This is a genomic window from Tardiphaga sp. 172_B4_N1_3 (genome assembly GCF_052076035.1).
GTDB lineage: Bacteria > Pseudomonadota > Alphaproteobacteria > Rhizobiales > Xanthobacteraceae > Tardiphaga > Tardiphaga robiniae.
The window spans coordinates 886,134-911,484 of record NZ_CP197238.1 but is presented as its reverse complement, the minus strand read 5'-3'; the positions used below and the strand labels follow the sequence as shown (position 1 = coordinate 911,484).

Annotated in this window: 18 protein-coding genes; 8 read left to right on the top strand and 10 right to left on the bottom strand. The window is 61.2% G+C overall.

Annotated elements, in window-relative coordinates; all coding sequences use genetic code 11:
- The first annotated feature begins 608 nt into the window (after positions 1-608).
- Positions 609-1,979, top strand: a complete 1,371-nt coding sequence (locus AB7783_RS03925; protein ID WP_441276899.1) for a TIGR03808 family TAT-translocated repetitive protein — start codon at positions 609-611, stop codon at positions 1,977-1,979.
- Here the strand turns inward: AB7783_RS03925 and AB7783_RS03920 are convergent.
- The 4 genes from AB7783_RS03920 to AB7783_RS03905 form a co-directional block, all read right to left on the bottom strand.
- The gene (locus AB7783_RS03920; RefSeq protein ID WP_441276898.1) at positions 1,976-2,488 is read right to left on the bottom strand and encodes a TIGR03809 family protein; all 513 of its coding nucleotides are present in this window, start codon (positions 2,486-2,488) and stop codon (positions 1,976-1,978) included. The two genes, AB7783_RS03925 and AB7783_RS03920, sit on opposite strands and share 4 nt — an antisense overlap.
- 407 nt (positions 2,489-2,895) lie before the next feature.
- Positions 2,896-4,650 (bottom strand): S8 family serine peptidase, encoded by a 1,755-nt coding sequence (locus AB7783_RS03915; RefSeq protein WP_441276897.1) that lies wholly within the window; start codon positions 4,648-4,650, stop codon positions 2,896-2,898.
- A gap of 80 nt (positions 4,651-4,730) precedes the next feature.
- Positions 4,731-5,465 (bottom strand): hypothetical protein, encoded by a 735-nt coding sequence (locus AB7783_RS03910; RefSeq protein WP_441276896.1) that lies wholly within the window; start codon positions 5,463-5,465, stop codon positions 4,731-4,733.
- On the bottom strand, positions 5,462-6,031 hold the full coding sequence (locus AB7783_RS03905) for a sigma-70 family RNA polymerase sigma factor (RefSeq protein WP_089266985.1): 570 nt from the start codon (positions 6,029-6,031) through the stop codon (positions 5,462-5,464). The genes AB7783_RS03910 and AB7783_RS03905 overlap by 4 nt, the downstream gene beginning before the upstream one ends.
- Before the next feature lie 551 nt (positions 6,032-6,582).
- Between AB7783_RS03905 and AB7783_RS03900 the strand changes: the two genes are divergently transcribed.
- The 4 genes from AB7783_RS03900 to AB7783_RS03885 all read left to right on the top strand — a co-directional run bounded on the left by AB7783_RS03900 (position 6,583) and on the right by AB7783_RS03885 (position 11,403).
- Positions 6,583-7,731 carry a GGDEF domain-containing protein gene (locus AB7783_RS03900; protein ID WP_175366660.1) on the top strand — a complete coding sequence of 383 codons (1,149 nt, stop codon included), beginning with the start codon at positions 6,583-6,585 and terminating at the stop codon, positions 7,729-7,731.
- Positions 7,732-7,800: 69 nt separating this feature from the next.
- Positions 7,801-8,913 carry a DUF2336 domain-containing protein gene (locus AB7783_RS03895; RefSeq protein WP_441276895.1) on the top strand — a complete coding sequence of 371 codons (1,113 nt, stop codon included), beginning with the start codon at positions 7,801-7,803 and terminating at the stop codon, positions 8,911-8,913.
- A 190-nt stretch (positions 8,914-9,103) separates the two neighbouring features.
- Positions 9,104-10,078 carry an NAD-dependent epimerase/dehydratase family protein gene (locus tag AB7783_RS03890; RefSeq protein WP_441276894.1) on the top strand — a complete coding sequence of 325 codons (975 nt, stop codon included), beginning with the start codon at positions 9,104-9,106 and terminating at the stop codon, positions 10,076-10,078.
- The gene (locus AB7783_RS03885) at positions 10,075-11,403 is read left to right on the top strand and encodes a flavin-containing monooxygenase (protein WP_441276893.1); all 1,329 of its coding nucleotides are present in this window, start codon (positions 10,075-10,077) and stop codon (positions 11,401-11,403) included. The genes AB7783_RS03890 and AB7783_RS03885 overlap by 4 nt, the downstream gene beginning before the upstream one ends.
- Before the next feature lie 39 nt (positions 11,404-11,442).
- On the opposite strand, the gene AB7783_RS03880 is transcribed toward AB7783_RS03885, so the two are convergent.
- Positions 11,443-12,081: an NrsF family protein gene (locus tag AB7783_RS03880; protein WP_441276892.1), complete on the bottom strand. Its 639-nt coding sequence runs from the start codon at positions 12,079-12,081 to the stop codon at positions 11,443-11,445.
- 2 nt (positions 12,082-12,083) lie between these two features.
- Positions 12,084-12,629: a sigma-70 family RNA polymerase sigma factor gene (locus tag AB7783_RS03875; protein WP_441276891.1), complete on the bottom strand. Its 546-nt coding sequence runs from the start codon at positions 12,627-12,629 to the stop codon at positions 12,084-12,086.
- Positions 12,630-12,961: 332 nt separating this feature from the next.
- On the opposite strand from AB7783_RS03875, the gene AB7783_RS03870 reads away from it, so the two are divergent.
- Both AB7783_RS03870 and AB7783_RS03865 read left to right on the top strand, forming a co-directional pair.
- Entirely contained in the window at positions 12,962-13,645 is a 684-nt protein-coding gene (locus AB7783_RS03870) for a hypothetical protein (RefSeq protein WP_441276890.1), read from the top strand.
- Between the two features lie 77 nt (positions 13,646-13,722).
- On the top strand, positions 13,723-14,502 hold the full coding sequence (locus tag AB7783_RS03865) for an enoyl-CoA hydratase (RefSeq protein WP_441276889.1): 780 nt from the start codon (positions 13,723-13,725) through the stop codon (positions 14,500-14,502).
- Here AB7783_RS03865 and AB7783_RS03860 read toward each other — a convergent pair.
- Positions 14,499-16,349, bottom strand: coding sequence for an acetyl-CoA hydrolase/transferase C-terminal domain-containing protein (locus tag AB7783_RS03860; protein ID WP_441276888.1), 1,851 nt, complete (start codon positions 16,347-16,349; stop codon positions 14,499-14,501). The genes AB7783_RS03865 and AB7783_RS03860 overlap by 4 nt on opposite strands.
- A 330-nt stretch (positions 16,350-16,679) precedes the next feature.
- Between AB7783_RS03860 and AB7783_RS03855 the strand changes: the two genes are divergently transcribed.
- Positions 16,680-18,095, top strand: a complete 1,416-nt coding sequence (locus tag AB7783_RS03855) for a TolC family outer membrane protein (RefSeq protein ID WP_441276887.1) — start codon at positions 16,680-16,682, stop codon at positions 18,093-18,095.
- A gap of 1 nt (position 18,096) precedes the next feature.
- On the opposite strand, the gene AB7783_RS03850 is transcribed toward AB7783_RS03855, so the two are convergent.
- The 3 genes from AB7783_RS03850 to AB7783_RS03840 form a co-directional block, all read right to left on the bottom strand.
- Positions 18,097-20,661: an HWE histidine kinase domain-containing protein gene (locus AB7783_RS03850; protein WP_441276886.1), complete on the bottom strand. Its 2,565-nt coding sequence runs from the start codon at positions 20,659-20,661 to the stop codon at positions 18,097-18,099.
- 249 nt (positions 20,662-20,910) lie between these two features.
- On the bottom strand, positions 20,911-24,033 hold the full coding sequence (locus AB7783_RS03845; protein WP_441276885.1) for an efflux RND transporter permease subunit: 3,123 nt from the start codon (positions 24,031-24,033) through the stop codon (positions 20,911-20,913).
- 36 nt (positions 24,034-24,069) lie between these two features.
- On the bottom strand, positions 24,070-25,239 hold the full coding sequence (locus AB7783_RS03840; RefSeq protein ID WP_089266974.1) for an efflux RND transporter periplasmic adaptor subunit: 1,170 nt from the start codon (positions 25,237-25,239) through the stop codon (positions 24,070-24,072).
- Positions 25,240-25,351 lie beyond the last annotated feature (112 nt).

Genomic DNA, 25,351 nt, shown 5'->3' with positions numbered 1-25,351 from the left:
ACCGTTCGCCATGGCAGATGTGCAAGCAACCGAAAAAACACCGCATGCGGAACGCCGGGCACTTGCTCGGCGCCTCCGAAAGTCCTGATGCACTCTCAATTGCGGAAGACCGCATTCGCATCAGGCCCAAGGGTGCAACGGGCACCCGGCGTTCCGCACGCCCTCTCACAAGGGGGCGGGAATGCAAGCAACGACGGCGCCCCCGCGCCGCAAACAATGGGGGTGATGACGCATGTCTGAAGAGCAGTGGCTGTTTGACAGTTGAATCTGCGATGGCGCGACGAAGGCGCCGCACCCACAGGTGTCATCCCCGGGCTCGACCCGGGGATCCAGCTTGGCCCGCACACCGTCGCACAAGACAAGGTGGATGGCCGGGTCAAGCCCGGCCATGACGTGGGGAGAAGCCTGGGATTATCACGAAGCTCGCTTCGCGCTGTCGGGCCATGACGACCGGGAGTGATGCACGCGCGTGCCGCCTGTCCAGCGCGCGCAGGTGAGCGCATCATTAACCCTACCCTGCACATTCATCGCGGCCACTCTCGCCTGGCAACGTCACACGCATCATCTTGCGTTACCTCATCAGCGGACATCCACCGGGACCTCGAACCATGGACCTGCATCGCCGCCATCTGCTGACTGCGTCCGGCGCGGGTCTCGCCGCCGGCGCATTCGCCGCATCGAGCGATGCGGCACGCGCCGCCCCGCTCACCTCGACGCTCGGACGCGACGCCGCGCAATATGGCGTGCGCGCCAATAGCCAGGACGACCAAACGCGCGCATTGCAACGCGCCATCGACGAGGCGGCACGTGCGCAGGCACCGCTCGCATTGCCGCCCGGCAACTATCGCACCGGCATGCTCAGGCTCGCGCGCGGCTCGCAGATCATCGGCATGCGCGGTGCAACGACCCTCACCTTCAGCGGCGGCGCGTCACTGCTGTCAGGCGAAGGCGCGGACTATGTCAGCCTCAGCGGCCTCACGCTGGACGGCAATTTTGCCAACCTGCCGCCGCGGCGCGGGCTGCTGCACATGGTGCAGGCGCGCGAACTCCGCATCAGCGATTGCACCGTGACCAATAGCGGCGGCGCGGGCATCTGGCTGGACAACACGGCGGGCGCGATCACCGGCAATACACTCACCAACATCGCCACCACGGCCATCGTCTCGTTCGATGCGCAGGGATTGATCGTCGCGCAAAACACCATTTCCGGCACCAGCAGCAACGGCATCGAGATCCTGCGCACCGCCATCGGCGACGACGGCACGCAAGTGATCGACAATCGTATCGAGGATATCAAGGCCGGCCCTGGCGGCTCCGGTCAATATGGCAACGCCATCAACGCCTATCGTGCGGGCAATGTCATCGTCTCCGGCAATCGCATCCGCAACTGCGATTACTCGGCGGTGCGCGGCAACTCAGCATCGAACATCCACATCACGGGCAACAGCGTGTCGAGCGTGCGCGAAGTCGCGCTCTATTCGGAATTTGCCTTCGAGGCTGCGGTGATCGCCAACAATACCGTCGATGGTGCGGCGCTCGGTGTCTCCGTCTGCAACTTCAACGAGGGCGGCCGCATCGCAGTGATACAAGGCAACATCATCCGCAACCTGCTCCCGAAGCGGCCGATCGGTACGGCGCCCGACGACGATGCCGGCATCGGCATCTATATCGAGGCGGACGCCAGCGTCAGCGGCAATGTCGTCGAGAACGCGCCGTCCTTTGGCATGATCGCGGGCTGGGGCAAGTATCTGCGCGATGTCGCCATCACCGGCAACATCGTGCGCAACAGCTTCATCGGCATTGGTGTATCGGTCGCACCGGGCGCCGGCACCGCGCTTGTCAGCAACAACATGATTTCAGGCGCGCCACGCGGCGCTGTCGTCGGCCTCGATCATGCAAAGCCGGTGACACCTGACCTCACCGCCGATGGCGCACAGCGCTATCAGCAGGTTGCGCTGTCCGGGAACACGGTGCGCTAAAGCGCTGTCCGCAGCATCGGATAGCGCGCGCTCATGACCAGAGGATCAAGCGCCTTCTGCCAATCCAGATCTGCCGGCGTCACCGCCGCTTGGCGTGGCGGTGCCTGCCGCAACAAGGTTTCGATCGGAATCAGGACGGGCGAAGCCGCTTCAGCCACCGGCTCGATGTCGGGCTGCAAGGGCGCAACCGCTGCAATGGCAGGAGCCGCGACGGCAGCAGGCCGTGGTTCAGGGGCGCGCGGCGCCCGGTAGATCACGCCTTCCGGAGACAGCACGCGCCTCACGGCGGCAGTCTCGCCCTCGACCATCAGCCGCCAGCGCTCAACCGCTTCCTTGGCTTCCTGAATGTTGTCGAGGAATTCAGCTTCACTGTGAAAACGGCGCCACCGCCCGCTCTCGAACAGTTCTGTCAGGTAATCCAGCCGGCTCTCGGCAAGAGCGCACCAGCGCTGGGCCAGTGGCCGACCGATGCCGGCATGCGGGTAAGGAAAATTCAGGTGAGATGACATGGAAATGTCCGCAAGAGAAAAAACGGACGCAAAGCAACAAACGAATCACTCACCAATACTTGGAGAGTTTCTGTGGAAAAGTTTTCGGGGTCCAGCGCAATGTGGTCAAACTTGGACAATTGCGTTGGAAACACGTGAGAAAGCCCCGTCAAACCTGAGGTATTGCAGTCAAGCCTTGCTTGAGCCTTGCTCGATGCCGGGCCATGCACCGGCAATCTATGACCTGAAGGTTAAAATTTTTGGTTAACAAAAACGAAAGACCCGTCCGGGGGGACAACCGGACGGGTCAAGCTATACCGGCACGAATGTTTGGGCGCATGCGCCGGATACGGCCTCGTTGGGGAGGGAATGCCGCTCCCACATCCATATGTCCGGTCCACCCGGCCAAACGTTCAACGATCAGCGGATTATTTTTGGACGTCTGACGCCATCGACGGCGACGACGCCTCGACCGCACGCGTCGTCGGCGCCGGAGCGGTGACGACAACCGGCGTGACCGGCGCAGGCACTGTCGCCACGGGTTGCTGAGCGCCCTGCTGCACTGCCGATACCGCACTATAGGCATCCGCCGCGCCGGCACCGAACAGGTCGTCACGGCCGGGCGCACCAAGATCACGCGCGGTTGTCATCAGGATGCTGCGGATCTCGTTCGGCTGTAGTTGCGGATTGCGCTCGATCATCAATGCGGCGAGCCCGCTGATGTAAGCCGCCGAGAACGAGGTGCCCGACGTCATCTGGTACTTGTTGTCCGGCGCGGGCAGGAAGATATCGACGCCCGGCGCAGCCACCGCGATGTGGCTGCCACGGTTCGACGCGGAGAACAGCCTGTCATACGCATCGGTGGCGCTGACTGCGATCACGCTGGGGCTTGCAGCAGGATAAAGCGGCGGCGATTTCGGTCCGGCATTGCCTGATGCTGCGACCATCACGATGCCCTTGCTGGCTGAGGCCGCAATACCGCGCTCGATCAGCGGATCCTGCGGGCCGGCAAAACTCATATTGATGACCTGGGCGCCATTCATGGCCGCGTGGTTGATACCCTTGAGGATCACGAAAGACGAACTCTCGGCACCGCCCTGCGACACACCAAAAGCGCGAATGGCCAAGATGCGCGCGCGCGGCGCGCTGCCCATCAGCCGCGCATGCGATACGATCGCACCCGCAATGCCAGTCCCGTGCACATGCGCACTTTCCTTGCTGCCAAGCGCATCGAACGAACCCACGATGGCATCGGCGAGTTCGGGATGCGCGACGTCGATGCCGGAGTCGATGACAGCGACCGTGACATTGGCACCGGCGGACAGCTTGTGCGCCTCGGGCAGACGAAGCTTCGCCAGCGCATATTGCGCGGGATCGCCCTCGCCCAATGCGGGCATTGTCACCTGATCCTGCAGGACATAGCGGAAGTTGGGTTGCACAGCGCGCACGTCGGCCTCGGCGCGCATCTGGGACTCAACAGTCTCGACCGAACGATTGTCGGTGATCCGGAACAGGTTGATCGTCGCGCCGATCAGCGGAAAATCCTGCGACGACAGACGCTCCAGGCGCAGACGGCGCGCCAGCGCATCTGTCTGGTCGGGCGTCAGCGCGCTGTCGAGTTCGGCGACGATCTGCCGTGGGACATAACGCGTGTTCAAAGCCGTCTGTGGGCCATTGCTGCGCGGTCCACCACCAGCATTCTGGCTGCGCGGCGTCGGGCCGCCGCCGCCGAGATCTGCAACGAATGGCTTCTCGTTGCATTCGCCGGATGCCGCGCGATTGGCATAGGCGCAGCTCGGATAGGTGTTGGGGGAATAGCGCACATAAGGAATGGTTGGCAGCACTCCCACGATCTTCAGCGGCGGCGTACGCCCTGGCCGCGAGGATATGGGCGGTGTCCGGCTGGCTGTCGTGCCGATCGCCGCCCCGCGCGGGCCGACGCTGGTGATACCGACGCGACCAGCAATGGGTCCGCGGCTCGCGATACTCGGGCCACGGCCGGCGATGCCGCCCGCGCCGGCAGCGATGTTCGGATTAATGCGCGGTGTTGTGCTGGGTGCGATCGTGGGAACGCGCGAACCGATATTGAGGCTCGGCGAGCGCATCATGCTCTGCGCGCCCGCGACCGAAAGGCCGAACGGCCACGCGACGGCGAGCGAAAGCACAGCGGCCGTGCATTTCATCATTGGTCCGGAGGCACCACGATCATGTCTCATGGAACAGGCCTCGCACGCACAATGCGGATCGGATCAACCGACGGCGCCTACTGCGCCTGAACCGCCATGCTGACGATCTTCTCGTTCTCCAGCCGGCGGATCAGCCCGGCGATCTGGTCCTTGGTCATCACCCGATTGCCGAACTGCAGCCGGAACAGCCCGTCCTTGCCGCTATCGACAATCGTGCCCTGATAGCCGTCGAGCAGCGCTGTGATGTCCGACACCCGCGCAGTCGGCGCAAAACGGACGAACAGGCGCGTCGGAGCTTCTACCGAGGCCGGTGCCGGCGCGAGCGACCGGGTGACGGTGGTCGGTGCACTTGCTGGCGAGGGTGCGGCTTCATAGGACGCGGTCTGGAATGAGTGTGTATCGCGCTGCATCAGCACGGTACCAATCACACCCGCCTGCAGCATGATCGCGAGCGCGCCAACAGCGGCCGAAGCCGCCAGCGTCCGCGGCGAAAGCGATGCGAAAAATCCGGAAATCCGCGCCGACAGACCGACCGATGTCGATCCGCTGCGCACCGGCTCGGCGTCAATCGCAGCAAACAGCCTCTGCATCGCCCGCGAGGACGGCGCACCGAGGCTCTCATTGAGGCCAATGGTCTCCGCGTATTCCTCCTGGATCACGGCATATTGCTTCGCCAGTTCCGGATCCTTGGCCAGTGCATCATCGACGCGACGCGCATCACGCGCGTTGAGCGTGCCCGCGGCGTGCCAAGGCAGCAATGCCTCGATCTCGCCTGGCTCCTGGGTCGGCACTTTGTTGCTCATCGCCATCATGGCCAGCCTCGTTCAATGCCGGCTGCCTTGAGCAGATCGGCTAATTTCTTGCGCGCATAAAACAGGCGCGTCTTGACGGTGTTCTCGGGAATTCCAACGATCTCGGCCACCTCTTCCACGGACTTCTCGTGGTAGTAGACGAGATCGACGATTTCCCGATGCTCGGGCGAAAGGGATGTCAGGCACTTTCGCAACGCGTCACTGGTATCCTTTTTCTGAACCGACACTTCGGGATTATCGGACGTATCCTCGATCGCGTTGGCCGTCTCGTCGTCCAGTTCGGCGTCCTTGCGCTTGCGCAGCGCGGACAGCGCCTTGAACCTCGTAATCGCCAGGAGCCAGGTCGAGACCGCGGAACGACCTTCGAATTTGCCTGCCTGCCGCCACACATCCAGGAACACTTCGCTGATAAGATCCTCAGCAATCTGTTCGTTCCGCACCAGCCGAAGGCCGAAGCGAAACACCCGGACGTGGTGCCTGCCATAAAGCACCTGCATGGCAAGACGGTCGCCTTGCGCAATCCGGGCGATCAGAATCTCATCCGATGCCGCCTGTGTTGCACTCACTGCCCGTCTCGCAAGGTTGGTCTGAATGAGGATGTAAGAGGTTCGATTGACAAGATAAAATCTTCTCGAATGGGCAGGAATATACCGGCCGCGGCTGCTTTAGCCGTGCCGAACGGGCTTTTACCGCCCTTTTCTTGGGCGGAACGGGTAACAGGTAGCATAATGCTGGGGCATTTCCGACCCGAACGCCAGCGATTCACACGGCAACCTTACCAAGTCGTGGCTTCCGGAACAGCCTTGAGACGGCGGAACCTGCATTTTGCAGCCATATCCCGAAACCCTCGTCAATGAATACCGTAACTTGTCCTGGCGGCTTGTCCGCCACATCAAGTCAACTCGCCCGGGCCCGTCATCGGTCCGGGCATTTTTAATTAAACAACAAAGCTATTCCTGAAACCTTCTGGCAGTCCCGCTGCACGCGATCTGTCGACAGATGTCGCCGGGAGCAGCAAATGAGTAGCCGGTTACCAGATTTGACTTGCGGCAATAGATACCAAACCTAAAGGCTTTGAGCACTAGAGTTTCGTCAGCGAAACCCATCGATGGGCTCAATGACCGCAGCCGCTTCATCAGTCTTGAATCCAGTCAACGGCGACTTCGAAGCCGTCGATGGAGAGTTGCGGTCTGATATGCTGGCCCGTCGCCTGAAGCGGCGACGGCAAATGCTCGCATTGGCGGCTGCCAGTCATGCCGTCAACGTGGTGCTGCTTTTCGTCTTCCTTGCAGCAGGCACTATCGATGGCACCATCGTCGCGGCCTATGCCGGCTGCGCTTTTGCTTCTGTCCTGATCTTCCTCGCGATCTCCGAGAGCGGCTTGACGGATGACTGGCGCGATCATTTCTTCGCAGCGCCCTACACGGCTGTCACTTACGCACTTCTGCTCGCCTTCGTTTACACCGCGCCCAATGTCGCCGTCGTGTTTCTCTGCGCATTGTTTCTTGTGGCCAATGTCATCGCCTTGCGTACCTCGCCCCGTGAAGGTGTCGGCGCCTGGACCGTCATGACCGGCGGCCTCGCGCTGCTGTATTTCTTCGTCGATCTGCCCTTGACACTCCCCTCCAGCAACTCGATCGAACGCTTCGGCACCTTGCTGACATTCTCGATGACCATCGCCCGCAGTATGTTCATTGGCATTTTCTCCAGCTCGCTACGCGACGCGCTGTTTCGGCGCCGCGTCGAGCTCGAAGCCGCTTACAAGCGCATCGAAGAGCTCGCAGAACTCGATGAACTGACGGGGTCGTTCAATCGCCGCTGCATCATGCGGCTGCTTGACGATGAAATCATCCGCGCACAGCGCAGCAACACACCCTGCACCGCCGCGCTGATCGATCTCGACTGGTTCAAGCGGATTAACGACAATTTCGGACACCCAACCGGCGACGAAGTACTGCGGACCTTCGCCATCACCATTTTCGCCAATATCCGCAGCATCGACAAATTCGGCCGCTATGGCGGCGAGGAATTCCTGCTGGTGCTGCCGGACACGCCGCATGACAAGGCCGTGCAAATGCTCGACCGTTTGCGGGGGATTGTCGAAGCCCTGGATTGGAGCGCATTTTCCGACGGCTTGACCGTGACGATTTCGGGCGGCGTTGCGACATTGGGTCCGAACGACACGCCAGACACCTTACTCGCACGCGCCGACAGCGCACTCTACGCCGCCAAGGAGCGCGGGCGAAATCGAATTGCAAGCGCCTGAACGAATTTCACGACCCCTGGCCGCAACATATTAGCGGCAGGACACGATTAGAATTACGGGATTTGATTTATGTCTTCGAAGTCACCGTTATCGGCAAATTTACTCGACGAACTTGACGCCGCACTGGCCCACGGAACGGTCGCACGGCGCGTGGAAACGCTGCGCCGTGTCACGGATCTGTTCGTCAACAATGCCGTGGACTACTCCGATGCGCAGATCGCAGTGTTCGATGACATCTTCGATTGCCTGCTGACGCATATGGAAGCGTCTGCAAGGACCCTTCTGGCCGAGCGATTGGCACCCGTCTCTGTCGCACCGCCCCGGGTCGTCCGGACTCTCGCATTCGATGATTTGATCGAGGTCGCCGCCCCCGTGCTCTCTCAATCGGAGCAACTGGACGACCATGCGCTGATCGAAAATGCACGCACCAAAAGCCAGGACCACCTGCTGGCAATTTCGACGCGCAAGGTCCTGAGCGGCGCCCTGACGGATATTCTCGTCGAGCGCGGCAACGACGCCGTCGTCACCAGCACCGTCAACAACCGCGGTGCCGACATTTCAGAGCGCGGGTACAATACCCTGCTCTCCCGTGCCGAGGGCAACGACGCGATCGCGACATGTGTTGGCCTGCGTCCCTCCATTCCGCGCCACCACTATCTGAAGCTCGTCGCCAAGGCGTCGGCCTCGGTCCGAGCGAAGCTGGAAGCCACCAACGCACACCACACCGCCGACATATCGCTTGTGGTTCAGCAGGTCGCGCGGCGGGCACGCTCCGCACCAGGCGGCATCAGTCAGCAGACCATCATTGCTCATGGTCTCGTGCGCTCGCTGTTTGAAGACGGTCGACTGGATGAAAACGAAGTGGCGAAATTCGCCGAAGCCGGCAAGTTCGACGAAGCAAACGCCGCGCTCGCGTGCCTGGCCAACGTGCCAATCTCCGTCGCGGAAACCATGATGGTCGAATCCCGCAGCGAGGGCATTTTCATTCTGTGCAAGGTCGCAAATTTTTCATGGAAGACCGTCAAGACCATCATCAACATGCGCGAGCAACTCGCTGGAACACAGCTGTCTGACAGCGCGACCGACCGCGAGACCTATGAACGTCTGCGCATCTCCGCGGCACAACAGGTCCTGCGCTTCCACCGTATGCAGCAGGCGACGTCCGACCTACCTGCCGCCTGACGTTTGTCAGTCGACATGTTTCCACGCGAATGGCCGCAGTCTGGCCATTGAGACCGAGCGCCGCAACGCCAATTGCGCTGAGCAGCCATTCCGTCAGCAGGCATCGACTTGCCAGTGAAGGCGCTGATAGTGATGCCTCGATCACGGCGAATAACGCCGGAACGGGTTGGCATCAAGCAGGGCGGGATTCATGCGCGTCTTGATTACAGGCGCCGGTGGCTTCATCGGCAGAACACTCACTTCTGCGCTGCTTCAAGCAGGCGCGCTCACCAATACTGCAGGCACAAGCGAAACAATCGAGGAGCTCCTCCTTCTCGACACACATTTGCCGCCTGCATCCGACCGACGTGTGAGGCACTTGCAAGCCGACATCGACGCACCCGATACGCGGAAAAAAATCGCTGCATGGAAACCCCATAGCGTGTTTCATCTCGCCGCTGTGCTGACCAGCGCCGCAGAACAGGACCCGGCGCGCGCGCTGGCGGTGAATGTTTCGGCGCTGGCGGAATTGATCGACGCGATCGGCGCGAAAGATGCTCCGCCGCGCCTGATCTTTCCAAGTTCGATCGCGGTCTTCGGCGGCCTATTGCCTGATCATGTCGATGACGATCATTTGCAGCGTCCACAAACCTCCTATGGCACGCACAAGGCCATCGCCGAATTGATGCTGGCGGACGCCACGCGTCACGGAATGGTCGATGCACGCGCCCTGCGCCTGCCGATCGTGCTGGTGCACCCCGGCCCGCCAACACAGTCGGTATCTGACCGGATCGCGGGCATCGTTCGTGATGGCGTCGCCGGAAAGCCGTCGATTTGCCCATTGCGCGCCGATACGAAAGTGCCTGTCGTCTCGGTGGAGACCGTTGCGCAGAATTTGATCACGCTTCACAATACCGATCAGGTCAAGCTGCGCGGCAAACGCGTGCTCAATCAACCTGCTCTGACGATCAGTATGGAAGATATCATTGAATCGATCGCACGGGTCACCAACACCGCCCCGAATGTGACCTACGCCCCCGACCCGGATCTGAAGAAGATCGTCGATAGCTGGCCAAAAGGCTCTATCTCTACCCGCGCGCCATCCGTCGGCGTCGTCGCCGACAAGAGCTTTGAGGACATCGTGAGCCAGTATCGTCAGAAACTCGCCAAGAAATCTGCTGCATGACCGAGCCTGCAGCCGACATCTGCATCATTGGCGCCGGGTCATCCGGCATTGCCGTTGCCAAAGCCCTACACGACAAGGGGCTCCGTTTCGACATCTACGAGAAGGGCTCAGACATCGGCGGGATGTGGCGCTACGGCAACGACAATGGCCTATCCTGCGCCTATCGCAGCCTGCATATCGACACCAGCCGCAACAATCTCGGCTATTCCGATTTTCCGATTCCAGCCGACAAGCCCGACTTCCTGTCACACCAGCAATTGCTGGACTATCTGGAAGCCTATGCTGATCGGTTTGGCGCACGATCTCGCATCCGCTTCAACTGCGAAGTGACATCGGTCGAAAAGACCGATGTCGGCTGGCGCGTGACGACGAAGGAAAACACCCGCGAATACAAGACGGTGATCGTTGCCAACGGCCATCTCTGGGATCCGCGTTGGCCGACCTTCTCTGGCACATTCAACGGCACCGCGATTCATTCCAGCCAGTATCGCACCGCGCAGCCTTTCGAGGACAAGAAGGTGCTGGTCGTTGGCATCGGAAATTCGGCCGTCGATATCGCCGTCGATCTTTGCAAGCGCGCCAGCAGCGTCGTACTCTCTACGCGAACCGGCACCCACATCATGCCGAAATACATGATGGGCATCCCGATCGATCGCTGGTCGGCCTTCTTCGCGCGCAAGCTGAAATTCCCGACACTGCTGACGCGCATGATCATGGCACGTCTGATCTATCTCGCCGTCGGTGATCAGACCCGCTTCGGCGTGCCAAAGCCGAGACATCCCATGTGGCGCGAACATGCGACGTTGAGCCAGGAACTGCTGCCTTATATCGGCCATGGCTGGATCAGCATCAAGCCGAACGTCACCGCGCTGGAGGGGGACGCCATCGCTTTCGCCGATGGCACGCAGGAGAGCTTCGACGCGGTGATCTACGCAACCGGTTACAAGGCCAGCTTCCCGTTCCTCGCGTCCGAGATCTTCTCGGTGCCGGAAGACGGTGGCATGGTCGATCTCTATCGACGCATCACGCCGCCGAACCGGCCCGGCCTGTTCTTTGCCGGATTGGTGCAGCCCATCGGACCGACCATTCCGCTGGTCGAAATCCAGGCCCGGTGGATCGCAGCCGTACTGACAGGCAAAGTCGCCCTGCCCAGCCCCGGCGATATGGCGCTGGAGGTCCGCGACTTCCACCAGAAGAAGATCAACACCTGGCTGAATTCGGCGCGCTACACGCTGGAAGTCGACTTCAAGGACTATGCCAGCGAGTTGAACGGCGACATCGCGAAGGCGGCGAGCGGCCGTCCTGCGGCCGTGGCATCGGCCTGACCGGATTCATTCTCTCGGAACGCGTGGCTCACGCGCTGCTCAATAGCGCAGTACTTTCGAACCGATGGCTGCCCCCAGCGCCGCCACGACGAGGGCTGCGAGCGTGTACCAGGTCGCCACAAACAGCGGCGAGTCGTCTGCGCAATGCGCGGCGTAAAACGTCGCCCCTAGGCCGGCTGACATCAATCCCGCGAGCGCACCGGCAACGGCGGGGCGTGACGGCGCGCCGTGGCGCAGCGCGATCATCGTGCCGCCGAGGATCGGCAGCGACAGCAATGTGATCGCCGCCGAACACAGCGACGAGTTTCTGCCGATAATACGCACCATCATCGGCGCGCGCTGCGGCATCGTCATTTCGACGATCAACGCGACGATGAGAATAAACGGCGACAGCAGCAACAGCCAGATCCAGCGTCCCAACGACGCCTCGGGCCGGGACAGATGGACACTGATCACGATCGCGGGAATAGCGAGCGCCAAGGTCACCAGAAACTTCGTATCGAAGAACGGATTACGCATCGCCGACATGAAGTCCGGGCGAATGCCAAGCGTCACCAGCAACATCGCGGCCACGACCGGCAGCGTGACCAACAAGGCCATCGCGAGCTGCGTGCTCACGGGACGCGGCCTCTGATCATTGTCGGCGGCGAGCGTCTGAATCAGGCGATCGGTATCCATGGTCAATCCTTTCGCAGCTTGGCTGCGAGGCTCGCGAGCCCACGATGCAACGCCACGCGCACGGCGCCTTCGGTCATCGACAATTTCGACGCCGTGGTCTTGATGGATGCGCTTTCCACCGCGATCGATCGCAACACGTCGCGCTGCCGCGGCGGAAGATCGGCGAGATGATTGGATATCTCGACGGTGGGTAATGTTTCGGCGGGCGGTTCGCTCGGAATCGTCTCGGCAAAATCGTCGATGTTGACGAAGGTCCGACGCCCGCGCCGGCGCAGCGCATCGATCAGTTTGTTGCGGGCGATCGCAAACAGCCACGGCGCGAACGGCGCGTTCGCGTCCCAGGTTTGCCGCTTCAAATGCACCGCCAGCAAAATGTCCTGCACAATATCCTCGGCCTGATCGGACGGCTGGCCAGCCCGTGACAGGCCCTGCCGCGCTCCGGCACGCAGCACGGGCGTAACCGACTTCAGCAGGCGATGATAAGCAACGCTATCTCCTGCATTGGCCGACCGCATCAGATCGGTCCATTCGTCGTCACGTCCGCGCACGCGCGCTCCTAAAGCCAATTCGGCGGATAGTTCAATTTGTTACGTCAGCTGAGAGAAAAATCACGGAACCGTGAAGCCCCTCACCTACGTCCCAATCCCGGACCGAAGATTTCAAAGATATCCGGCTCATAACATCGAACCGTCAGAGTGGCATCCGTCGCCTTGATTTCAAAGGCAGATTTTTCCTGAGGCCTGTGGAGACGATGGCTGCGGCGGTGTTCATGCCCCGTTTTTGCCGGACTCGTCCGAAGATTCCCTTTTTTTGCCCCGGTGTGAACACCTGCGCAGTTTCCCTTGCGGCCATTGGGGGCCGGTATTTTGGGGAGATTTCCATGAACATCAGAGCCAGCGGGCGTGCGGCATTGGTCATCGCAGCCGGATTGTGGATCTGCACATCGGCACCGCTTCACGCGACCGAAAACGACGCCGCGGCATCCGAGCCGGCCGCAGCGGTCGGCAGCGCCGCAGACACCTCCGCCGAACCAGCAGCGAAGGCCACCAAGCACCGCAGTGCCAGGAAGAGCGAAACGAAATCGCGCAAGTCCGACCGGCAGGCAACCAAGGCGTCGAAAAAGCCCGCTGAGGAGGACGCCGCCAAGACGGAAGACGCGAAGCCGGGAAGCAGCGATACTGCCATCCCGTCATTGGTCGCCAATGCCAATGCGCAATGGCCCTCTGAGACCGCAGCAACCAACACCTACAACATGTCATCGCAAGCCGGCGGCGCGCTCGGCCAAATCAGCGGCCAGCAGGAACAGCCCGCAACGACGTCGCCGGATTCCGGCGCCAGCAACGCGCAGCTCGTTGCCGCTGACCAGCTCAACGACCTCGATCGTGCCATCAGCAACGACAAGCCGCCGCTGACGCTCGCAAAGGCCACTATCGATACGCCGGCACCGGAAGTCGCCAGCGAGAACAGCACGACCTGGGACAAGACCTCCCTTGTTGGTAAGATCTTCATCGCATTTGGCGGTTTGCTGACCATGGCCTCTGCGGCCCGTATGTTTATGGCTTGAACCCCATCCCCTGAGCGGGCAAATTGCGCGGGGCCGCCGATCCTGGCGGCTTCGGCAAAAAATCCGCGGGATGGAACATGAGCAGCTACGAACACCTCATCGTTGAGCGCAAAGGCGCGGTCGGCATCATCACGCTGAATCGCCCGAAGATGCTCAATGCGCTTTCTTTCGGTGTGTTCAGCGAAATCAAGATCGCCGTCGACGAGCTGGAAGCGGACACTGCCGTGGGCTGCATCATCGTGACCGGCAGCGAGAAGGCATTTGCCGCCGGCGCGGATATCAAGGAGATGCAGCCAAAGAGCTTCATCGACATGTTCTCCAGCGACTTCACCGCGATCGGCGGCGACCGTGTCGCTACCTGTACCAAACCGACCATTGCTGCCGTCTCAGGCTATGCGCTCGGTGGTGGCTGCGAGCTCGCCATGATGTGCGACATCATGATCGCAGCCGACACAGCCAAATTCGGCCAGCCGGAAATCACGCTTGGCACCATTCCCGGCATCGGCGGCACCCAACGCCTCACCCGCGCCATCGGCAAATCAAAGGCGATGGACCTCTGCCTGACGGGCCGCATGATGGATGCGGCGGAAGCCGAGCGCTCCGGTCTCGTCAGCCGCGTTGTCCCGGCCGACAAGCTGATGGAAGAAGCCATCTCCATGGCGGAAAAGATTGCGGCCATGTCGCGGCCCGTGGCGACGATGGCGAAGAACGCCGTCAACCGCGCTTTCGAGACACCGCTCACCGAAGGCCTCAAGGTCGAACGCGATCTGTTTCATGCGACCTTTGCGCTAGAGGATCGCTCCGAAGGCATGGCCGCCTTCATCGAGAAGCGGAAGCCGGTCAACAAGAACCGCTAGACGGACGCACTACGCGCGAGCGCCGCGGACACCAGCACACGATAGGCACGTTCGGCCCATGTGGCCGGACGATCGAGCCCAAGCCGCGCAAGCGCCGCTTCATCTGACGCACTCGGTGCGTGTGTCATGCCCTGCCAGAACAAGCCTGCGAGTTGTTGTGGCGACACCGATGCGGCGCTCAGGACCTGCAGCGCAGGGATCAGGCGCTCCTCCACGTCAGTGAAATCGCTCCCAAACGGGAACATGGGCAGCAGACCGGCGTCCCGCGCCGGCCTGAGGACAGCGGAGATTCGCTCGGGCACGTTGTCGCGATACGCAGCAGGAATGTCATAGCTCTTGGGAAGCTTTCCAGCCTCCTTGGCTTGTCGCATCAGCTCCGGCTGAAAGCGCGAGTCCGACACCTGCAGCATGGCCGCGATCACATCGGCATCCGATTTCCCGCGCAGATCGGCGACACCATACTCCGTCACGATGATATCGCGCAGGTGTCGCGGGATCGTGGTGTGACCGTAGCTCCAGCGAATATTGGAGGCTGGCTTCTTGCCGGCGCGCGTCGCTTCGAGAGTCAGGATCGAGCGTGCACCCTCCAGAGCAAAAGCCTGTGAGACGAAATTGTACTGCCCGCCGACCCCGCTCACGACCTGGCCGTTCTCGAGACCGTCGGAGATCGCGGCGCCCATCAGCGTCGCCATCATCGTGTTGTTGACGAAGCGCGCATCGACGCGCGCACGGCGCTTGGCATCTTCGTCACCGTAGAGTTCGTTGGTGAATGACACCGGCATCATCTGGATTTTCGCCAGACGCTCCGGCGTCATGTCGCGCAGCGCCTGATAGAATGCCTTCGGCCCAAGAAAGAACGCGCCATGCACGATGGTGTCATCCACCTCGCGCTTGAGAATGCCCGCATCAATCAAACCGAGAAATGCTTCGAACAGCATTTCGCTGACGCCGTAGAGGCCACGTTCGAACGTTGCGACTTCCTTCGGAGGCGCGTCGGGGGCAAGATGCTGCATCAGACTGCGGAACGCCGCATTGTCGCGGTGGCGAACGATCAGGCCCTGCGCCAGCGCATCACCCACTTGTCCAATGCCGATCTGCAGCGTGCCGCCGTCGCGCACCAGGCCGGCAGCGTGCAATCCAATCGCGTATTTGGTGTCGTTGACCGGTTCGGACGGGGGCGCAAACAGCGGAAATTCAGTCTCCGGGCTTTCGAGCACCGCGTGAAACTCATCGCTGGTAAGATCACCCTGCCCCGGCATGAAGGGCAATTCCGAATTGACCTGACCGATTAGCCTGAACGAGACGCGACCTTCATTGCGCGCCCGCATCAGATCAAGCGTGGTGTCGGTATTGCAGCTCAAACTGTAGCGCGCGGCGCCATCGACCACACGCTTCGACACCAATTGCGTGATGACGTTGAGCCCGCGCGTCAGAAGATAGGACGACGCATGGGTGTAGTTCGCCGAAATATAGTGCTGCTGCGCGTCGGCAACCCGCAGCCATTTTCCCGCAAGGAAGAAGAATTCGTTGACCTGAATGTTGGGCGGGAGCTCGCCTTTATGCAACGCGTTTGCATAAGCGAGATCGGGATAGCCCCCGAACAGCCGTTCGATCACCGGATTGATGAAGCGCTTCTCCAGCTCGCTGGATGGTCTCGGCTTCTCCAGTGTCAGGGCAGAAAAGAACGTCAGTCTGACATTGCGATCGGCCAGCGCGCGCTGATAGAGCGCATTGATGATATGGTTGGCCTTGCCAAGCCCGAGCGGCAGCCCGACCACGAGCGTCGTCCCAACGTCGCGAATGATGTCTTCGGCGATGGCGTCGGGATCAGTGAAGATCTTGGGCATAGGCATTCCGGCTGGGCAGGATCGGCAGCTCCTCAGCGCAATCGCGCAGCAAAGCCGGACAGAGTTACCACTGCGTGCGGTTATTCAGAAATGTGCCCGACATGCAACACACGCGGCCATGTGAAGCGGGTTTATTCGTCGCATTCACGGAGCGCTTCATCCTCCCTAGAGTCCTGATCAATCAAGCAAATCGGGGCAGCCAAATGCCCTGTGGGGAAAGCGCAAAAGCCCGGAGGTTCTTCGCCGGATGGTTTGCCTGCAAAGGCAACGCCCTCTAAACATACCTAGACGTCAGCGGGGGCGGACGTCCGAAGATTGCTTTGGGATAATATGGTTCGTCACGGCATATTTGGCCTCGCCGCAAGGCGCGCGCTTCGGACAGGCACGGCCCTGAGCCTGATTGGCTACGGCATTTTTGCTGCGGTCGATGCCCGAGCCGAAACGGTGTCGGAAGCCCTTGCCAAAGCCTATCAGTCCAATCCGCAGCTGAACGGCGAACGGGCCCGCCAGCGTGCCACCGATGAGAACGTTCCGCAGGCGATGGCCGGCTACCGGCCCCAGGTGGCAGCCACACTGAGCTATGGCCTTCAGGCCGTGCGCAACCTGCTCGTAGACAACACCATCCAGGGCGCAACGCTGAAGCCATGGACCATCGGCGTCACGGTCACCCAGACGCTTTATAACGGAAACAAGACAGCCAACAGTGTCCGCGTCGCGGAATTGCAGGTCCAGTCCGGCCGGGAAGCGCTGCGCAATGTCGGCCAGGGCGTGCTGCTCGATGCTGTCGTTGCCTATACCAATGTTCTCGCCAACCAATCGCTGGTCGAAGCCCAGCGCACCAACGTCACCTCCCTGCGCGAAACCCTCGGCATCGCCCAAAAGCGGCTCAATGCCGGCGACGTCACACCCACCGACACGTCACAGGCGGAGGCGCGACTGGCGCGTGGTCAGGCCGATCTCAACGCCGCCGAGGTCAATCTCGCCATCAGCCAGGCGACTTATACGCAGGTGATTGGTGCTGCACCCTCGCGGCTCAGTCCGGCGGAACCGATGGATCGGCTGCTGCCGCGCAACCGCGACGATGCCGTCAATCAGGCTTTCAAGGCGCACCCCGCCGTACTGGCAGCCGGCTACGATGTCGATGTGGCGACCACGACCATCAAAGTGGCCGAGAGCAGCCTGTTGCCTACTCTGACGCTGCAGGGTAGCGCCAGCAAATCCAGCCAATCGGATCCGACGCTTGGCACTTTTGGCACTGACCAGGCTTCGATTGTCGGCCAATTGACGGCGCCGATCTATGACGGCGGCCTCGGTGCTGCGCAGACGCGCCAGGCCAAGGAACTGTCGTCGGTCAGCCGCCTGGTGCTCGAACAGGTCCGCAATCAGGCCCGCACCGCAGTCGTCGGTGCATGGGTGTCAAATGAAGGCGCGAAGACGGCGGTGAGTGCCGCTGAAGCCGAAGTACGCGCTGCCGGCGTTGCACTGCAGGGCGTACAGCGCGAGGCCCAAGGCGGTCAGCGCACCACTGTCGACGTCCTGAACTCACAGCAGGATCTCGTACAGGCAAAGGCACGCCTGATTGGCGCGCAACGTGACCGGGTCATCGCATCCTATTCGCTGCTCAGCGCAATTGGCAGGCTGGATGTGAAGACGCTTGGGCTGAACACGCCAGACTATCTACCAGAAGTTCATTACCATCAGGTGCGCGATGCCTGGCACGGGCTGCGCACGCCCTCGGGGCAGTAAACTATCCGGCCGAGCTCTTCTTCGTCATCGCCGTGGTCATCGCGGCGACCAGCGATGCGAGGTCGTAGGGCTTGCGTACGATCGGCACGTCATCCATCGACGCCGGGATCAGGCTGGTTTCGCCATAACCTGTGGCGAAGACGAAGGGGATGCCTCGCTCGCACAATGCCTGGGCCACCGGCACCGAACTGCCATTGCCGAGATTGACGTCGAGGATGGCAACATCAGGCCTCATGATCGCCAGCGCGATCAATGCCTCCTTGACCGAAGATGCTGTCTCGACCGATGCCGCGCCCTCGTGGGTCAGCATGGTCTCGACGTCCATGGCAATCAGAAGCTGGTCCTCGACCATCAACACCTTCAAGCCGCGCATCGACGCCATCGGCCTGTCATCCTCGCGTCGGGCGCGCACGTTGCGCGCCGCCGCCGGCGCGGGCCAGACAACGAAGCGCGCCGGGATGAGCAACCGCACGCGCGCGCCCGCCGGCTCATAATCGACATCACTTTCACCCCCGAGATCATAGGGAATGCTGCGACTGATCAGCATCGATCCAAAGCCCGGCCGCAATGGCGGTGTGACAAGGGGGCCGTCGCGCTCAAGCCAGTGGATTTCGCAGTCGCCGATATCGGTGCGTTTCCACTGGAGCGACAAGCGCCCCGTGCTTACGGAAAGCGCACCATATTTGGCGGCATTGGTGGCCAGTTCGTGCAGCACCAATGCGAGTACCGAATAGGCCCGAGCGTCGAGCGAAACATCGGGGCCGGTCACCTCGATCGCTTTCACCGATTCGCGATACGGCGAAAATTCCGCATCGAGCAATCCCTCTAACGCACCGCCACCGGCGCCGCGGATGACCTGATCATGCGCAAGCGACAAGGCCTGAATACGTCCCTTCAGGGAGGCGACATAATCCTCGATGCTGCGGCCATCCTCGACCGGGTGGGAGACCAGCGATTTAATCAGTGCCAGGATATTCTTGACGCGATGATTGAGCTCTTCATTCAACATTTTCTGGCGTAGGTCAGCCTTGTGCCGCTCATCCGCCAGTAATTCGTTGTGGCGAAGCACCACTTCCACCAAAGCCGAGCGCACGGCCTCGGCGGTGTCGCGCTCGTTTTGCAACCATGGCTGGGACTGGCGCTGTACGGTCTCCTTCCAGATCGCGAAGCTCTTGCGCGGTGTCAGCCGATCGCCCAATGGACCGATTTCGTACGTCTTGTTGGGATCACCCGCCCAGTTCAAGGTTTGCGCAACTTCGCTACGAAAGAACAGAAGATAATCGCGCGGCAGTTGCGACAAGGGCACGGCCAGCACGCCGGAAACGGCAACGGCATAGTCTTCAGCTGCCGGTAATCGATCTGACAATGCGCTCGTCGCCCACACCCTGCCCTCGGCCACTGAATTGATGAAGCCCATCAGCGCCGGCGCTGCGGCAGCCGGTGGCGCGCTGCCATAAGACGTCCAGGTCTTGTTGAGATATAGGCCAATACCGTCACACGGCATCAGTACGCTAAAATCGCGAATGCTTTCCTTGAGCAGGTCTTCGACATCGCCGTGATGCGAAACATTGTGCAACAGCTGGTCGAGATAGCGCCGCGCGCTTTCGCTAGCAGCCAGTTTGCGTTTTTGAAGAAGCCCGGCCAGTTGCATGGAAAAGAACTCGCCAAACATCTCTGCAGCAACGCGTTTCTCCATGGAAAGCGCGCGCGGTGCATAGTGATGGCAGGCGATCAGCCCCCAGAGCACGCCGTCGTGGATGATGGAAATCGACATCGACGCACCGACGCCCATATTGCGCAGATACTCGCAGTGGATCGGCGAAACGCTGCGCAGATGTGCAAAGGACAGGTCGAGCGGTTCACCAGACGTGTCGAACTCCGGCTCGATGGCCACGCGCTCACCGCTTGCATCCGAGACGATACGCACGGTGTTCTGGACGTAGAGCACCCTCGCCTGCTGCGGGATGTCGCCGGCCGGGAAGTGCTGCCCCAGAAAGCTCTCGAGATCGCCGCGGCGCGCCTCGCTGATCACCCGGCCGGAACCATCATGAGCGAATTGATAGACCATCACCCGGTCGTAGCCGAGTCCGCCACGCAGCAGCCGCGCCGCATTGTCAAACAGCACGTCGAGATCGTTGCATTGACCGATGCGGCCGATCAGCAAGCGCGACAACTCCAGAGGCGGTGTCGCCTCGCTGGCGTCCACAGGCTCGAATTCGATGATGTTGACGCCCTTGTGCCGATGCACAGCGACGTTGAACGCGGTCTGCGAATGCGCGACCTTGAAATCAATCAGCAGTCCCGGGCGCTGCTGGTTGCCCCATTTGGCGATGGCATTGCGAATGTCGTGCGCCGGCCCCTCGCCGATCAGATCGTCCAGCCTGCGGCCATTTATGTCGCTTGATCCCACGCCCAGCATCGCACCCGCATTGACCGAATGGCGCCGGACCATCCCGACGGATCCGTCGCAGGCGAGCAGACAGCCATAGGGCTGGATGCTGCCGGGAATGTGGATCGGCTCGCGATCGCAATTGGTCAGGTCGACAGGGTCGGTCTTGATGAGCATCAAAGGGTCTCTGAAAAGATACGGCGCTCGAAACGACGGCCACCAGCATGGCACGGCTGCATGTTTTGAAAAAGATCAGCAAATACAGCGTTCAAGAGCACCAACCGCAACGCGCACGGGCGGAATAGCCCGGTGGGGAACCGGTCAACGGGCAAGCGCCGGTTTCGATCCATTTCGAGGCCGGTTTTTTAGGTATGCGCGATTGGGCTGCCTCAGGGACAGCCCGAGCCGCTCCCGTCGCAAGCTGGTTTAACGCGCCCGGCTTGAGAAGAACGAGATCAGCACCGGCAGGGTGATCAGGATCACCAGCGGCGCCAGCATCATGCCGGTGACAACGACAACCGCGAGCGGCTTCTGGACCTGAGACCCGATTCCCTCCGACAGCGCCGCCGGCAGCAGGCCGACACCCGCAACGATGCAGGTCATGAGCACCGGCCGCAGTTGCAACTCGCCGGTCCGGATCACAGCCTTGATGCGCTCATAGCCCTCGTCGATCAGCTGATTGTATTGTGACAGGATCAGGATGCCGTCCATGACAGCAATGCCGAACAGCGCGATGAAGCCGATCGCCGCCGATACGCTGAACGGAATACCCGTGATCAGTAGACCGAGCACGCCGCCAAAGATCGCCATCGGGATCACACTCATAGCCAGCAGTGTGTCGGCCATCGAGCCAAAGTTGAACCAGAGCAGCACGCCGATTAGAGCGAGGCTGATCGGCACCACGATGGAAAGCCGTGCGATAGCGTCCTGAAGATTGCCGAACTCGCCGACCCATTCGGTCCGCGAGCCCGGCGGCAGCTGAACGAGCGCGGCGACCTTGTCCTGCGCTTCCTGAATGGCGCTGCCGAGATCGCGTTCGCGTACCGAGAACTTGATCGGCAGATAACGCTCCTGGTTCTCGCGATAGATATAGGCCGCACCGGAGACGAGATTGATCGACGCCACTTCACTTAGCGGGATCTGCGCGATCGTGCCGTTCGGACCGGGCGCGCCGATGCGCAAATTCTGAATCGCCTCAGCGCTACGGCGATATTCCGGCGCTAACCGCACCATGATCGGGAAATGCCGATCGCTGCCGGGCTCATAGAGATCGCCAGCGGAGTCGCCGCCGATGGCCACCTTGATGGTGGCGTTGATATCGCCGGGCGACAATCCGTAGCGCGCAGCCTTGGCACGGTCGACGTCGATCTGGATGGTTGGCTGCCCCAGCGATGTGAACACGGCGAGATCCGTCACGCCCTGCACCGTCGACAGTACGGCCTTGATCTCGTTAGCGGTCTTGGTGAGTGCATCCAGATCGTTGCCGTAGAGCTTGATCGAGTTCTCGCCTTTCACGCCGGAGACGGCTTCAGAGACGTTGTCCTGCAGATATTGCGAGAAATTGAACTCGACGCCGGGAAATTTCGTTTGCAGTTCCTTGAGCAGGCGCGCCGTCAGCGCATCCTTGTCCTGCGGCGCCGGCCATTCGGAGGCAGGCTTCAGCGGGGCGAAGAATTCCGCGTTGAACAAGCCAGCCGCGTCGGTGCCGTCATCGGGACGGCCGTGCTGCGAGACGACGGATTCTACCTCGGGCTGCTGGCGGATCAGCCTGCGCATCTCGTTGACGTAAGTGTTGCCTTCTTGCAGCGAGATCGTCGGCGGCAGCGTGGCGCGGATCCAGAGATTGCCCTCTTCCAGCTTCGGCAGAAATTCCAGGCCGAGGAAACGCGCCATGAAGAAAGTCACCACGACGAGACCAATCGCAATGCCCAGTACGATCTTTCGGCTGGCGACCGCCCAGTGCAGCACCGGCATATAGAGGCGGTGCAGCTGGCGCATGATCCAGGTTTCAGTCTCATGGACATGCGCCGGCAGAATGATCGCGCTCAGCGCAGGCGTGACGGTGAATGTCGCGATCAGGCCACCGGCCAGCGCATAAGCATAGGTCCGCGCCATCGGTCCAAAGATATTGCCCTCGACGCCAGACAGCGTGAACAGCGGCAGGAACGCGGCGATGATGATAGCGGCGGCAAAGAAGATCGAGCGCGACACGTCAGCGGATGCGCTGAGGATGCCATGCTTCTTCATGCCCATGATGGTCTCGGGCGAGATGTGGCTACGCTCCGCTTCGGAAAGCTCTGTGGTCTGGGTCAGCCGTCTGAAGATGGCCTCTACCATGATGACCGTACCATCGACGATCAGGCCGAAATCGATGGCGCCCACCGATAGCAGGTTGGCGGATTCGCCGCGTAGCACCAGAATGATGACAGCGAAAAACAGGGCGAATGGAATAGTGGCGCCGACGATCAGCGCGCTGCGCAGGTTGCCGAGGAACATCCACTGCAGCAGCACGATCAGCAGGATGCCGACGACCATGTTGTGCAGCACCGTATGCGTGGTCGTGTCGATCAGGTCCTTGCGGTCATAGATGCGTTCGATCCGCACGCCGGGAGGCAGGATGCCTCCGCGATTGATCTGCTGCACCAATTGTTCGACGCGCGCGATGGTCGGCGAACTCTTCTCGCCGCGACGCATCAGCACGATGCCCTGGACGATATCGTCTTCCTGATTGAGACCGGCAATGCCGAGGCGCGGCTTCTCGCCGACTGACACCGTAGCAACGTCCTTGACCAGAACCGGATTGCCGTTGGTCTGGGAGATCATTGTATTGGAAAGGTCGTCGATCGACCGAATGAGGCCGACGCCGCGCACCACGGCCGATTGCGGGCCGATATTCACGGTGTTGCCACCGACATTGATATTGGCATTGCCGACAGCGGTCAGCAGTTGTGGCAGCGTCAAGCCATAAGCAACGAGCTTGCTGAAGTCGACCTGGATCTCATAGGTTTTGGTCTTGCCACCCCAACCAATGACGTCGATGACACCTGGCACCGCACGAAAGCGGCGCTGCATCACCCAGTCCTGCAGTGTCTTGAGATCGAGCACGCTGTAGTTCGGCGGTCCCACCAGACGGTAACGGAAGATTTCACCCACCGCGGAGATCGGCGATATCGTCGGCTGTGCATTGCCCGGCAAGGTCCCGAGCTGCGACAACCGGTTCAGGACTTGCTGCAATGCTTCGTCATAGGTGTAGTCGAACGAAAACTGCAATTTGACGTCGGAGAGACCGTAGAGCGAGATAGTGCGGATCGTTTTGAGGTTCTTGATGCCCGCGACCTGCGCTTCGATCGGAATCGTGATGTAGCGTTCGATTTCCTCGGCAGAGAGACCGTTGCTCTGGGTCACAATATCGACCATCGGCGGGGTCGGATCGGGATAGGCCTCGATATTCAGCTGATTGAAAGCAAACAGACCACCGATGAAAACGACGGCGAACATCGCCACCATCAGGAAGCGACGGTCGACGGCCAGAGCAACAAGACGATCCATCCAGATCGGACCTTTCAGAAGAGCCGAAGCTGGGGGTTAGCTGGCGGAGGCCGCGCGATCGATAAACAAGCTGCCTTTGGTGACGATGCGTTCGCCGGCTTTCAGGTTGCCATGGACCTCGACGAGATTGCCATTGGTCATACCGGTCTTGATCGTGCGCAGCTCGATGGTCTTGTCGTCATGCGCGACCCAGACGCGGACCTGATCGCCTTCATAGATCAGCGCTGTTTTCGGCACGCCTATCGTCGGCTGGTCGCCAGGCGCGTAGATCGTCACGGTGGTGAACATTTCCGGCTTCAGCAGACCGTTGCTGTTGTCCAGCGTGGCACGTACCAGCAGACGACGCGTCGCGGGATCGAGCGCAGTCGCGACATAGCTGATGCGGCCAGTGAGCACACGGCCCGGCAGTGCGAGTGCGGTGAAACTCATTTCCTGACCGATCTGCACGGCAGCAGCTTCGGTCTCGCGCACGAAGGCCGTGAGCCACACCGATGAGAGATCGCCGATCACGAAGACCGGATCGGCAGCGCCGGCGCTGATGTACTGGCCGGGACCGATCTTGCGCTGAACCACCGTGCCGGCAAGCGGCGCGTAGATCGTCGTTTCCGGATTGATACGGCCTTTCTCCTGAAACGCCGTGATGGCGTCTTCCGAGAGGCCAAGAATACGAAGGCGATTGCGTGCGGCTTCGAGTGCCGTGTCGGCGGTGCGCAGATCGTTCTGTGCCTGCAGCAGCGTGGCCTGGCTCTGCTGATAGTCTTTCAGCGGCACAGCCTTGCCTTCGAACAGGTCGCGGGCGCGCTTGTCCTGGATCTGTGCGAGGTCGACTTGCGACTTCGCCTTGTTGAGAGCCGTGGTCGCGGCAACGAAATCATTCTGCGCGCCGACGGTGTCGGCTGCTTCGATCACAAAGAGCGGCTGGCCCTTTTCGACGTGGTCGCCTGGCTTGGCGAGCAGCTTGGTGACGCGGCCGGCATAGGGTGAGAAGATCGGGGTCGAGCGGTCCTCATCGACGGCAATCTTGCCCTCGGTGACATGTTCGGCGCGGAAGGCACGCACGGTGACCGGCTCGATGGTCAGACTGGCCCATTCCGATGGGGAGGTCGTGTAGCGCTGCGGATTCTTCCGCGACTGGCTCGAAACGTCGGAATGCCCCTTCGACGGGGTGGACAACCGCACGTAGCCGATGCCTGCGGCGACCAGCATAGCAGCAATGCAACCGCCCGCGATCAGGCGTTTTCCGCTAAACAGCTGAGATCGTTGATCTAAATTCGTCACTGTCCAGTCCTTGGTAGGAAACGCACTTATTCCGCGGCGA

Coding starts and splice junctions, on each gene's coding strand:
- AB7783_RS03925 (WP_441276899.1), top strand. CDS start 609: ATGGACCTGCATCGCCGCCATCTGCTGACTGCGTCCGGCGCGGGTCTC.
- AB7783_RS03920 (WP_441276898.1), bottom strand. CDS start 2,488: ATGTCATCTCACCTGAATTTTCCTTACCCGCATGCCGGCATCGGTCGG.
- AB7783_RS03915 (WP_441276897.1), bottom strand. CDS start 4,650: ATGAAATGCACGGCCGCTGTGCTTTCGCTCGCCGTCGCGTGGCCGTTC.
- AB7783_RS03910 (WP_441276896.1), bottom strand. CDS start 5,465: ATGATGGCGATGAGCAACAAAGTGCCGACCCAGGAGCCAGGCGAGATC.
- AB7783_RS03900 (WP_175366660.1), top strand. CDS start 6,583: ATGACCGCAGCCGCTTCATCAGTCTTGAATCCAGTCAACGGCGACTTC.
- AB7783_RS03895 (WP_441276895.1), top strand. CDS start 7,801: ATGTCTTCGAAGTCACCGTTATCGGCAAATTTACTCGACGAACTTGAC.
- AB7783_RS03890 (WP_441276894.1), top strand. CDS start 9,104: ATGCGCGTCTTGATTACAGGCGCCGGTGGCTTCATCGGCAGAACACTC.
- AB7783_RS03885 (WP_441276893.1), top strand. CDS start 10,075: ATGACCGAGCCTGCAGCCGACATCTGCATCATTGGCGCCGGGTCATCC.
- AB7783_RS03880 (WP_441276892.1), bottom strand. CDS start 12,081: ATGGATACCGATCGCCTGATTCAGACGCTCGCCGCCGACAATGATCAG.
- AB7783_RS03870 (WP_441276890.1), top strand. CDS start 12,962: ATGAACATCAGAGCCAGCGGGCGTGCGGCATTGGTCATCGCAGCCGGA.
- AB7783_RS03865 (WP_441276889.1), top strand. CDS start 13,723: ATGAGCAGCTACGAACACCTCATCGTTGAGCGCAAAGGCGCGGTCGGC.
- AB7783_RS03860 (WP_441276888.1), bottom strand. CDS start 16,349: ATGCCCAAGATCTTCACTGATCCCGACGCCATCGCCGAAGACATCATT.
- AB7783_RS03855 (WP_441276887.1), top strand. CDS start 16,680: ATGGTTCGTCACGGCATATTTGGCCTCGCCGCAAGGCGCGCGCTTCGG.
- AB7783_RS03850 (WP_441276886.1), bottom strand. CDS start 20,661: ATGCTCATCAAGACCGACCCTGTCGACCTGACCAATTGCGATCGCGAG.
- AB7783_RS03845 (WP_441276885.1), bottom strand. CDS start 24,033: ATGGATCGTCTTGTTGCTCTGGCCGTCGACCGTCGCTTCCTGATGGTG.
- AB7783_RS03840 (WP_089266974.1), bottom strand. CDS start 25,239: ATGCTGGTCGCCGCAGGCATCGGCTACGTGCGGTTGTCCACCCCGTCG.